This window comes from Flavobacterium sp., from assembly GCF_035456225.1.
Lineage (GTDB): Bacteria > Bacteroidota > Bacteroidia > Flavobacteriales > Flavobacteriaceae > Flavobacterium.
In genome coordinates this window covers 1-11,632 of record NZ_DATIDM010000065.1, presented here as the reverse complement: position 1 = coordinate 11,632, position 11,632 = coordinate 1, and the positions used below count along the sequence as shown (strand labels likewise).

Sequence of the window (11,632 nt, the reverse complement as noted above, 5' to 3'; positions counted from 1 at the left end):
TTAAATTACCGACCCTTTCTTATTGCGTCGTTCTTCAATTTTTGGCTCATGTATATGTCCGCAAACCACAAAATCATAACGTTTGTCAATGGCCAGTTCGGAAGCGGTCGTCTCAAAGTCGGATATGAATTTTACAGCTTTTTTCACACTGGCTTTTACTTTTTTTGAAAATGAGTAAGGTTCTTTTCCGATTTTTACCAGACACCAGTTTATGAATCGGTTAAGCAGAATAAGGTAATCATAGCCAATTCCTCCCAGTTTGGCTATCCATTTTGCATGATGAACCGAATTGTCGAAAATATCTCCATGAAAAAACCATCCTTTTTTTCCATCCATTTCCAGAACCAATTTATCGGTTATTGAAAAATTCCCCATTTTTGTATCGCTGAATTTGCGCAACATCTCATCGTGATTTCCGGTGATGTAATAAATCTTGGTTCCTTTAGAAGTAAAGTCGATAATTTTCTTGATGATTTTTAAATGTGATTTTGGGAAATATGATTTTCGAAATTGCCAGATATCAATTATATCTCCGTTTAATATGAGTATTTTAGGGCTGATAGTCTTTAGGTAGTTCAGCAATTCATGAGCGTGACAGCCATAGGTGCCAAGATGCACATCTGAAATAACAACAATTTCAACTTTTCTTTTTTTCAATGACATGATTTTATTGTAAAACAAGCAACTGGTTATAAATTAAATGTTATTCAAAGATTAAGGAATGTTTAGTTGAAAAAGAAAAATGAGGGCTGTTTTAAATTTAAGCCTGAAAAAACTTATTTTTGTTTAAACAGCATCAGACAATGGCGGGAAATTCATTTGGAACTATTTTTAAACTGATGACTTTTGGAGAGTCACACGGGGAAGCGCTTGGAGGAATTATTGACGGATGTCCGTCAGGTATTGAATTGGACTTCGAATCCATTCAAAAAGAAATGGAAAGAAGAAAGCCCGGACAATCTGCAATAGTTACCCAACGTAAAGAGGCTGATGAAGTACAGTTTCTTTCCGGGATATTTGAAGGAAAGACAACCGGTACGCCAATCGGGTTCATCATTCCGAACACCAATCAGAAATCCGATGATTATTCACATATAAAAGATACTTATCGTCCCAGTCATGCTGATTATGTTTATGAAAAGAAATACGGTATAAGGGATTACAGAGGTGGAGGGAGAAGTTCTGCTCGTGAAACGGCCAGTAGAGTGGTGGCTGGGGCTATTGCCAAACAAATTATTCCGGATATTAAAATCAATGCTTTTGTTTCGTCTGTAGGAGAGATATTTATAGATAAGCCTTACCAGGAATTGGATTTCTCATTGATTGAAAGTAATCCGGTTCGCTGTCCTGATTTAGAGTCGGCAGCTAAAATGGAAGAGTATATCAAAAAAATCAAAAAAGAAGGAGATACCGTTGGCGGAACAATAACGTGTGTGATTCAAAACGTTCCGATAGGATTAGGAGAACCCGTATTTGATAAACTTCATGCAGAGTTAGGGAAGGCCATGCTTTCAATAAATGCAGTTAAAGGGTTTGAATATGGGAGCGGATTTTGCGGCGCCAGGATGAAAGGTAGTGAGCACAACGATTTGTATAATCAGGACGGAACCACTAAAACTAATTTGTCGGGAGGAATCCAAGGCGGTATTTCAAACGGGATGGATATTTATTTCCGAGTCGCTTTTAAACCGGTTGCTACTTTAATTCAGAAGCAGGAAGTATTGGATAATCAAGGAAACTTACTTGAACAGCAGGGTAAAGGCCGACATGATCCCTGTGTTGTGCCAAGGGCAGTTCCTATCGTTGAAGCTATGGCAGCATTGGTTTTGGCGGATTATCATCTTTTGAGTATACAATAGAGTAGAGAGTTGTTTTTTCTAATTTGTATATAAAATCTAAAGAATACAATCTGTATAGTTTGCGGTTTGTTGGTATTTTGCAACATTTTAATAGGAAAATGTGTTAAAAAAAACATTGTTTTGATAATGGATTGAAAAAAAAAATTATCTTAGTATCCTGAACAATAAAACTAACTTTTATGAAAAAAATTTTACTATTATCTTCATTATTTTTCTCATCTCTTGGATTTTCCCAAGTTACCCTGTTTCAGGATAGTTTCGAAACTTACGGAGATTTCTTAATTACCGGTTTTGGACAATGGGGAACTCTTGATTTGGATTTGTTGACTACTTATACAGGAGGAACTGATACTCCAACATGGGCCAATGCGGGTGCCCCACAGGCTTTTCAGATTTTTAATCCTTCAACTGCAGGTGTTGTAAATGAAACAAATGGATGTAGTAGTAGTACTGAAAACTCGAATTTTACGTCAAGAACTGGTGCAAAATATGCTGCTTGCTGGGCAGGAGTGCCGACTGCGTCTGTTCTTGCCAATAACGACTGGTTGATTAGTCCTCCAATTAGTTTGGCTGGAGCAACAGGTACACAATTAAGTTTTTGGTACAAGGCGTTGTCTGATTGTTATGGTGCAGAACGTTTTAGAGTAGGTGTTTATATCGGTACCGGTAATCCTACGCAAGTTTCAGATTTCACTATTATTTCAGGAGTACCTCCCATTCAGGCAACAAGTTATACAGCGTGGACAGAGCAGACATTTCCTCTGACAACTTATAATGGATTAACAATAAGAATTGGTATTCAGTGTGTTTCTCCTGACAGATACATGCTCATGGTTGATGATTTTAAAGTAACAGCTACTACTTTGTCAACTGATAGTTTTACGTCGTCTAAATTTTCAGTTTATCCAAATCCGGCAAATAACGTTGTAAATGTTTCAAATAATGGCAATATTCAGATAAACAAAGTGTCTATTGTTGACATTAACGGAAGAATAGTTAAAGCAATGGATTTCGAGTCCGTAACCGAAACACAGATTGGTATTTCCGAACTTAATCAGGGAGTGTATTTTATGAATATTGACACTAATGAAGGTATTGTAACAAAGAAAATTGTAAAAAAATAAATATTTAGTTATATTTTATTAAAAAAGCGCTGAATTTTTCAACGCTTTTTTTTTTAATCTATGAAATGAATTATTTTTGATAAAACATAAAACAAGAAAAATATGAAGAAAAAATTACTTTCATTGATTTTGATTTGTCTTGGTGCCACAAATTTTGTTGAGGCCCAGGTTTTTTCAGAAAATTGGGACGGAATCGGACCTGGAATAGCAGGTTGGACTCTGTATAATCAAGATGGTCTTACTCCTAATTCGGGAGTCAGCTTCGTAAATGCGGCATGGGTACTTTACCCGGAGGAATTTGATAATAAGGTGTCAATGAGTACATCATGGTATACTCCGGCTGGTACTTCCAACGATTGGTTAGTGTCTCCTTCAATTGTATTACCTGCTGGTACAAATAAGTTGTATTGGGATGCTCAATCATATGACGCGACTTATAAGGAGTCATATAAAGTTTACATTTCAACTACGGGAAATGCTATTGCTAATTTTACGGAAATATTTTCTCAAGGTAATGGTACCTCAGGAGCTTCGGGCGAGAATACTACGTGGACCAGAAGAACGCTAGATTTATCAGCTTATTCCGGACAGACGGTTTACATTGCATTTAGAAATTTTTCAAATGATATGTTTTTAATGGGGTTGGATGATATCAGCATTGTGAATCATGCAACTTGTACAGCTCCTGATAGAGTAGCTTCTGCAACTTCAACAAACACTACAGTTTCTCTTAACTGGAACGCTGTACCTGGTGCTACCGGTTATGATTTGGCAATTGGTGCTCCTGGTTTTACACCGACAACAGCAACAGGTACATCTGCCACAAATTCATACACATTTACTGGTTTGACGGCTAATACAAGATATCAGGTGTATGTAAGAAATTCATGTGGAAGTATGTGGATGGGGCCTTACTCGGTATTTACATCGAGATATTTACCTTATACATATGGATTTGAAACACCGTTAGCTAGCGGAGGTTACGAGGCAGATGGATGGTCCGGAAATTTTTCCTTAAATAATTCTGCGGGTGCGCCATTCTATGCTGATGGAGTTCAAATGGTATTCAGTAATTCTTCTACTACAGCTGCTACAAACAACTGGATGTTTTCAAGACCGATTACTTTAGCTGCGGGTGAGCAGGTAACAATGAAATTCTCAACACGTTCAACCAGTGGGGCTGTAGCAAATACATTATTGGCTAAAGTTGGAAATGCACCAACTACAGCTGCTCAAACAACCACATTGTCAACTGTAAATGTTATAGGAACTACTTTTGTTGAAACAACAGCCAATTTTACTGCTCCAAGTGCCGGTGTTTACTATTTCTCATTTAATCATAATAATGGGGCTACAGCTGCAGCTACCTCTTTAGTGTTGGATAAAATAGTTATGACAACAAACTTATCAGCAAATAGCTTTGTATCATCAAAATTCTCGGTTTATCCTAATCCGGTTAACAACATTGTGACATTAACTAACGATGCAAACATTCAAATTAATAAAGTAGCTATTACTGATATTAACGGAAGAACTGTTAAGACATTGGAATTTAATGGAGTTACAGAAACGCAGATTAATGTTTCAGATTTAAATTCAGGTATTTATTTCATGAACATTGATTCTTCTGAAGGTGCTGCAACTAAAAAAATAATCAAGAACTAATCTGTTCGAGATATAAATGAAAAGCCCTGAAATTTCAGGGCTTTTTTTATTCTAAAAACTTATTTTTTATTTCTGGGCCAGGAATCAAACAGCTTTCTTTTTTACCATACCATTTATAACGGTTTCTGGCAACAAAATCATATCCGATGTCCGTAAGCCACTTCGGGAAAACTGCAAATATTCCCAAAAGGGAGTAGATTCCCCCTATAGTTTTAGCGATTTCGATAGCAGCTTCCGATTTAATGTGATAGGCTTTTCCGGGTTCGTATAAAATTATACTGTCGGTTTTTGTTGTATCTAAACCGATATAACGAACAATTTCCTTCCCTAAATCAGATTGCAATGATACAAATCTGAAAATGTCTTTTTTATCGTGTTTAATGACTTTCTGTACCGTTGCATCGCACAAATTGCAAACACCGTCAAAAAGTATTAGTTTTTTATCTTTAGGTAATTCCATAATTATTTCATTCTTTCGACCAGCTCCAGGCTGTCTAAATCTACTTTTGAGGTAAAAATACCGTAGTTTACTTTTGCCTTGTTTTTTTCAATCGAGTCGATGGTTCCGACTGCTTTCCCATCAATCATTCGCACCCGATCTCCAATTTTCAACGGAATTTTCGGTTTGTTAGCTTCTTCTTTCTGGGCTTTGGCTTTTTTCTCTTTCTTTTCTTTACGGATTTCTTCTACTTTTTCTTTTACTTCTTCAACAACTTGTTTTGCAATGACTTCTTTTGCTTTTTTCTCTTTGACGGTTATCTTTTTTCGTTTTGAATTTTCTATTTCTACCATTTTTAAAAATTCGCTAATAAGATCTTTTTTATTCTTGTTGTTGAAGTACTTTTCGGAAATATCATCTACTTTTTGCCCCATGTATATCAAACGCTGATTGGCATCAAACATTTCCTGATAACTCTCCAGTTTTTGCTGAATCTTCGTATTGATATTTTCCATCTTCTTGCTTTCTTCACGCGCACGGATTTCTTCTTCTTTTAAATTCTGTGAAGTTTTTTCCATTTTGGAGCGTTCTTTCTGAAGATTAGCAATGGTTTTGTCAAAACGTACTTTATCGCCTTCAATTTTCTTTTTGGCCCGATTGATTAATCCGAACGGGATTCCATTTTTTTGTGCCACTTCAAAAGTGAATGAACTTCCTGCCTGTCCCAAATGAAGTTTGTACATAGGTTCAAGCGACTTTTCATCAAAAAGCATATTAGCGTTAATGGCAAAAGGCAATTCATTGGCCAATATCTTCAAATTAGTGTAGTGAGTGGTAATGATTCCGAAAGCTTCTCTGTGATAAAACTCCTCAAGAAAAACTTCGGCCAAAGCACCTCCTAATTCAGGGTCGGAACCCGTACCAAACTCATCAATTAAGAACAACGTTTTTGAATTACATTTTTTTAAAAAGTAATTCATGTTCTTCAATCGATAGCTGTAAGTACTTAAATGATTTTCAATGGATTGATTATCTCCGATGTCTGTCAGGATTCTGTCGAATAAAAACGTTTCACTACGTTCGTGAACCGGAATCAACATACCGCTTTGCAACATCAGTTGCAATAAACCGATTGTTTTCAAAGTAATACTTTTTCCACCGGCATTCGGACCAGAAATCACAATTATCCTGCTTTCATTTTTAAGTTCGATGGTTTGAGGATATGTTGGTGCGTTTTTCTGCTTGTTATTCAATAATAGGATAGGGTGGAAGGCATCTCTGAAAAACAATCTTTTTTCTTCGGTAATTGTCGGTAATAATCCGTTTATCTTATTAGCATAACGCGCTTTTCCGGAAACGACATCAATATCGCTTAAAAAATCCTGATACTGTTTCAAAAGTTCTGTATACGGTCGAATAGCATTGGTTAATTGCTTAAGAATTCGAACAATTTCCTCCTTTTCTTCATATTCCAGATTGTTCAATTCCCTTGAATAGCGTAAAGTGGCTTCAGGTTCAATATAAGTGATGCTTCCGGTTTTGGAATTCCCGAGAATGGTTCCTTTCACTTTTCGGCGGTACATCGCTAAAACAGCTAAAACACGTCTGTTATCAACAATCGTTTCCCGAATGTCATCCAAATAACCCAAACTGTTATAACTTGATAAAGCCGCTATGAAACTATGGTTTATTTTTCCGCGAACCAGATTCATGCTTTTTCGGATTTCGACCAATAAAGGCGAAGCATTATCCTTGATCTCTCCATATTTGTCAACCACTTCGTCAACTTTCTGAATGATGAATTTTGTTAACTCAACTTCAGAAGCTCTCTGGTTTAATTTTGGATAATAGTCTTCAAACTTTTTAAGGAAAACCAATAAGTTGTTTGTGGTTTCCGAAACTGTTGCAATCTTTCTGAAACTGCCGACTTCCAGAAAGCTGTCTTCAATGGCAAGGAATTTTATTTCGTTGGTTATTTCATCGAAATAATGGTTAGGAATTGCATTGTTGTTGGAATAAGATGAAACATATTCCGATGTTTGCAATAAAGCACTCATCAATGTTTTTCTGTCATTGAAAGGTTTTATTTCTAAAGCTTTTTGTTTACCGATTTCCGTGTTGCAAAGTTCGGAAACGGTTTCTAAAACCGTATTGAATTCTAAATCTTGTAATGTTTTGGTATTAATTGAAATCATGTTATCGTGTCAAAGCATCAAAGTTACAAAGTAGTGAAGTTACAAAGTCATTATATTTGTAAAAAATTAGCAAATGTTCGTTGGACCCATCTATTCTTCCTGGCAGGATTTTTTTAATGTCGAGTCGCAAAAGAAGTATTTTGATGACTTAATGTTGTCTGTAGATGAAGAATATCAAAATCATATTTGTTTCCCGCCAAAAGAATTGATTTTTAATGCTTTTAAACACTGTAGTTTTGATGATTTGAAAGTGGTTATTATCGGGCAGGATCCTTATCACGGCGAAGGGGAAGCTAATGGTTTGTGCTTTTCAGTCAACGATGGTGTACCGATTCCTCCGTCATTGCGCAATATATTCAGGGAAATCAACGACGAATTTGACAGCATTTTTTTTCCTACTTCAGGGAATTTAGAGCGATGGGCCGATCAGGGTGTTTTGCTTTTAAATGCCGGGCTATCGGTTCGGAAAGATTTAGCTAACAGTCACAAACATCTAAAGTGGAATCTTTTTACCGATGCGGTAATCAAGAAAATTTCCGATGAAAAGGAGAATGTCGTTTTTTTACTTTGGGGTGGATTTGCCCATAAAAAAGGACTGAAAATCGACCGTACAAAACATCTTGTTTTAGAAAGTGGTCATCCGTCACCATTAAGTGCCAATCAGGGTAAATGGTTTGGGAATAAGCATTTCAGTAAAACAAATGCTTTTTTGAATGAAAAAGGAAAATCTGAAATCATATGGTAAAAAAAAACCACCGAGCAGGTGGTTTTTTTATATAATTAATTTACAGTAAAATGATAATAGCCTTCACTGTCAGTGTTGTTGGCATTTGTTGTTATCCTGACAGAAGTTTCGTTTTCGGGATTGTTGGAAATTATGTCGGTCGAAGCTGTTCCAGTATAACTTTCACCAAAGCCTAATCGGTAATTTCCTGTTGAATTCAAAAGTGTAGAAACATCACATTTATAAGTCATAGTTCCAGGCTGATATACAGCGACTGCCACACTATATTCATCTTCATTGTTGAAAACTGAAGTCCAAACATCAGGGGAAGTTTCTTTTTCTATACGATAAGCGAATTCAAAAGACTCCGCTTGACTTGTTCTGTAAATATCCAATAATTCGGTAAAACCATCTTCCTGTAAATATCTTGAAAAGTCTGTATGGAATGAAACATTGTCGCCAACAGTATAAGTATCAGGTGTATCGATGGTAATCAAATCCGGTACGGATACGTAAGCGGCATTGTAAAATTCATCATCTCCATTGCATGAAATTAAGGAAAGAGTCCCTAAAATAGCTATTGCGAATAGTTTTATTTTTTTCATCATAATTGCGTATTAAAATCTGTAACCAATATTTGCACCAACTCTCTGAACATATTCCGGACTATTTTCCATATTTATAATGTTTCGGCCTGCACCAACAAACAATTCAACTACGAATTTTTCTTTAATGTATAATTTGTAGCCTACCGCTCCACCAAGAGCAAAAGCGGTGTAATTGTTTTCGGTAGCGTCCCAATAACCATAACCGTTTTCGACAAAACGTTCCAATTCTCTGTATTTTCCGCCATTCACAGACACAAAAGCTTCAATAAAATAGTAACTGACTTTGCTTTTTGAAAGGGAATAACGAACAAAAGGATTTACCTCGTACTGTGGTAACGTCTTATCATATCCTTTGTCAAAATCCTCTTCTTTTTTATTGCTTTTCGCTAAAATACCACTGACACCTACCGAAAAATCATTTTTTAGAAAACGTTCATAAGTTACATGGATTTTACCCATTGCAACCAAGGAAACCACATCAAATTTTATTTCATTTTTTTTGAGTTCCAATGGTTTTGTTGTTGAATCCTGCGCAGACGTCAATTGAAAAAAGAGTAAAGCTGCCAGAAAAGCTATTTTGTTCATAGTAGTTTTTTTTGTTTAAGGATGGTAAATATAAGAAAAGGTTGCTTAATTCAAAGTTAGGGCTCCCAGAATTTCTTCGCTCATAAAAGGCCCGCCCGGATATTTTGCGGTATAGTCCAGATTTAGCCAGATTTGACCGCGTTCGTCTATATGGTAATGCACTTCTTTTCCCTGACTTTCCCGTTTAAAGAGCACTTCTTTAATAAGGTAATTTATGCTCTCAAGATCGGATTTTTTTCCTATCAGCATTTCCGGATATAAATGTCCTCCGGTATGAATAATTCGTGGTGTTCCTCCAATAGCGCGAACAAGTGCCGACATCAGAATGGCATGGTCATCGCAATCGCCCGAAAAATGCTGTAAAGATTCACTGGCGTAGGCAATGTATTCTTTTCCCTTGGGGTCATTGACATAATTCCATCGGTTACGCACTTCGGTAAATGCTGCAAAACACTGGATGACTTGTCTGTATTTTTTGAAGCCCTTAACGTTGGTAAAATGTTTGGTTGTGGCCATCAGTGCAAAATTTCTAACTCTCGGATTGTCGAAGTCTACCGCGTCAAGGATTTTACTTTTGTTAGGGAAAGGTAATAGTTTTGAGATGATTATATCTTGTGGATTAGGATCTTCTGCCATAGAATAAACCATGGAACGGTAATCTTCAAATACTGCATAGAATCCGTACCCGTCAAAAGCAGTTCCCCATGTCAAAGCAATCAAATAGATAAAGATACAGATGATAATCACTGTTTTAAGCACTCTCAAAATCAGCTGAATGATGATAAGTATAATTAGAAAAAGTAAAATTCTATCAGATTCTATCCACCATTCGGGATCGATTAAATTCTGGTGAGCAATAATGAAAATAGGGATTGCAATAAGGATATTCAGCAGAAAAATAACAACAGTATCCCATGGCTTCGGTAAAGAAAACCTGTCTCTTAATTGTTTGAGTTTTTGGGGGATTGTTGGAATCATCAGACCGTTTCCTTCGCTATTTTATTTTACAACCGATTCGTAATCGCGTTTATCAGTAATCAAATTTAAATCAAATAATTGATTTTGAACTTTTTCAAAGGTCGGTTTGTCCAGTTTTTTTTGTGACCAGCGTGTAAGTTTCAGCCATTCCTGAATATCGCCCAGCCTTTGATTGTATTTTGTAGACAATGTCCTGTCGATACTTGGGATGTCTTTAAATTCGATGGTTGTGTTGTTGACGATTTCCAAAATCTGATCCACAACATGCTTGTTGGATTTCAGGAATTCGTTTCGAACAGCAATAACAAAACAAGGCCATGGAGTAGGGCAATCGGCAATTCTTCTGAAAGTTCCGTTGTCTACCAATGGTTTTGTCATGAATCTTTCCCACATGAAATAATCAGCATTACTGTTTGATAAAGCTTCAACAGCACCGTCAATGGTGTTTACGATTTCAAATTGCAAATCGGTGTTCCAGTTTTGGTTTTTGGCATTTACGATTGCCATCAAGTGTGATCCGGAACCCATTCGGCTAATCGCAACTTTTTTATTTTCTAAATCTGATAATTGCTGAAAATCAGATTTTGCATCCACATGAATTCCCCAGATTAAAGGTGATTGTACGTAAACCTGAACAATTGAACTTTCGTTTCCTGCGGCAATGTCCTTGATGATACCTTCCGTCAGGATTACAGCCATATCGGTAGTTCCTTCGCGAAGCATCTGGCACATTTTTCCGGTACCTTCCGGAATGTCTGTCCACTGCAAATCAATATCCACTTCATCAAATTCTCCGTTTTCTATGCACAAATGCCATGGTAAATTAAAATGTTCGGGAACGCCAGCTATTCTTATTTTTTTCATGTTTCGTTTAAGTGTTTTTATTCTCTAATTCATACCAGTTCCAGAGTATTCCGTCTTCTGTATATTGCTCTGTTAATAGCAATCCTATTTTTTGTAGAATCCTGTTTGAGGCAACATTTCCGGCTTGCGCAGAGGCTGTCATTGTTTTGATTTTCATTGTGTTGAATCCGTAATTCATCCAGGCAAAAGAAGCTTCACTCGCATAACCTTTTTCCCAGAAAGGTTCGTCTAAACGATAGCCGATATCGTAAAAATTAGTTTTGCCGTTTAGGGTTTCAGTATTGAATTTTAACCCAGCCCATCCTATAAATTCGTTTGTTTCTTTTGAAATCATGGCAAATCTGCCAATGTTATTCTGGATGTATTGGTTTCTGACGAATTCTATTATTTTTTGGGTTTCCTCGATTGTTTCCGTTGGTTTGTTCCAAAGATATTTGTGAACATTAGGGTTTGAATCCATTTTAAACATGGCGTCAGCATCGGAAAGCAAGAGTTCACGCAGTAATAAACGTTCAGTTTCTATGATTAGATTCATGTTATTTTACTTTTAAATCTGAAATAATAATTCTGAAACCGTCTGGGTCAAGAAAC

The 11,632-nt window shown here is 36.4% G+C and carries 11 protein-coding genes and 1 pseudogene; 4 read left to right on the top strand and 8 right to left on the bottom strand.

Annotation, left to right across the window (positions count from 1 at the left end; translation table 11 throughout):
* Window positions 1-657: pseudogene (locus VLB74_RS03830) on the bottom strand (UDP-2,3-diacylglucosamine diphosphatase); the annotation flags it as partial.
* 146 nt (window positions 658-803) lie between these two features.
* On the opposite strand from VLB74_RS03830, the gene aroC reads away from it, so the two are divergent.
* The 3 genes from aroC to VLB74_RS03815 all read left to right on the top strand — a co-directional run bounded on the left by aroC (window position 804) and on the right by VLB74_RS03815 (window position 4,648).
* Window positions 804-1,859, top strand: coding sequence for a chorismate synthase (gene aroC, locus VLB74_RS03825; RefSeq protein ID WP_325202138.1), 1,056 nt, complete (start codon window positions 804-806; stop codon window positions 1,857-1,859).
* 179 nt (window positions 1,860-2,038) lie between these two features.
* Window positions 2,039-2,983, top strand: coding sequence for a T9SS-dependent choice-of-anchor J family protein (locus VLB74_RS03820; RefSeq protein ID WP_325202136.1), 945 nt, complete (start codon window positions 2,039-2,041; stop codon window positions 2,981-2,983).
* Window positions 2,984-3,085: 102 nt separating this feature from the next.
* Window positions 3,086-4,648, top strand: coding sequence for a T9SS-dependent choice-of-anchor J family protein (locus tag VLB74_RS03815; protein ID WP_325202135.1), 1,563 nt, complete (start codon window positions 3,086-3,088; stop codon window positions 4,646-4,648).
* Window positions 4,649-4,694: 46 nt separating this feature from the next.
* Here VLB74_RS03815 and VLB74_RS03810 read toward each other — a convergent pair whose 3' ends face one another.
* On the bottom strand, window positions 4,695-5,111 hold the full coding sequence (locus tag VLB74_RS03810; protein ID WP_325202137.1) for a thiol-disulfide oxidoreductase DCC family protein: 417 nt from the start codon (window positions 5,109-5,111) through the stop codon (window positions 4,695-4,697).
* Window positions 5,111-7,282 carry an endonuclease MutS2 gene (locus VLB74_RS03805; protein WP_325202134.1) on the bottom strand — a complete coding sequence of 724 codons (2,172 nt, stop codon included), beginning with the start codon at window positions 7,280-7,282 and terminating at the stop codon, window positions 5,111-5,113. Before VLB74_RS03805 ends, VLB74_RS03810 begins: the two co-directional genes overlap by 1 nt.
* 73 nt (window positions 7,283-7,355) lie before the next feature.
* On the opposite strand from VLB74_RS03805, the gene ung reads away from it, so the two are divergent.
* Window positions 7,356-8,027: a uracil-DNA glycosylase gene (gene ung, locus VLB74_RS03800; protein WP_325202133.1), complete on the top strand. Its 672-nt coding sequence runs from the start codon at window positions 7,356-7,358 to the stop codon at window positions 8,025-8,027.
* A 35-nt stretch (window positions 8,028-8,062) separates the two neighbouring features.
* Here the strand turns inward: ung and VLB74_RS03795 are convergent, their stop codons facing one another.
* From VLB74_RS03795 to VLB74_RS03775, 5 genes are read right to left on the bottom strand one after another with little or no spacing between them, the layout of a single operon-like run.
* Window positions 8,063-8,614 (bottom strand): hypothetical protein, encoded by a 552-nt coding sequence (locus tag VLB74_RS03795; RefSeq protein WP_325202132.1) that lies wholly within the window; start codon window positions 8,612-8,614, stop codon window positions 8,063-8,065.
* Between the two features lie 9 nt (window positions 8,615-8,623).
* Complete coding sequence (locus VLB74_RS03790; RefSeq protein WP_325202131.1) at window positions 8,624-9,199, bottom strand: hypothetical protein; 576 nt, start codon at window positions 9,197-9,199, stop codon at window positions 8,624-8,626.
* Between the two features lie 45 nt (window positions 9,200-9,244).
* Window positions 9,245-10,177 (bottom strand): transglutaminase domain-containing protein, encoded by a 933-nt coding sequence (locus VLB74_RS03785; protein ID WP_325202130.1) that lies wholly within the window; start codon window positions 10,175-10,177, stop codon window positions 9,245-9,247.
* A 21-nt stretch (window positions 10,178-10,198) separates the two neighbouring features.
* The gene (locus VLB74_RS03780; RefSeq protein WP_325202129.1) at window positions 10,199-11,041 is read right to left on the bottom strand and encodes a substrate-binding domain-containing protein; all 843 of its coding nucleotides are present in this window, start codon (window positions 11,039-11,041) and stop codon (window positions 10,199-10,201) included.
* A gap of 7 nt (window positions 11,042-11,048) precedes the next feature.
* Complete coding sequence (locus VLB74_RS03775) at window positions 11,049-11,576, bottom strand: GNAT family N-acetyltransferase (RefSeq protein ID WP_325202128.1); 528 nt, start codon at window positions 11,574-11,576, stop codon at window positions 11,049-11,051.
* Window positions 11,577-11,632: the final 56 nt, after the last annotated feature.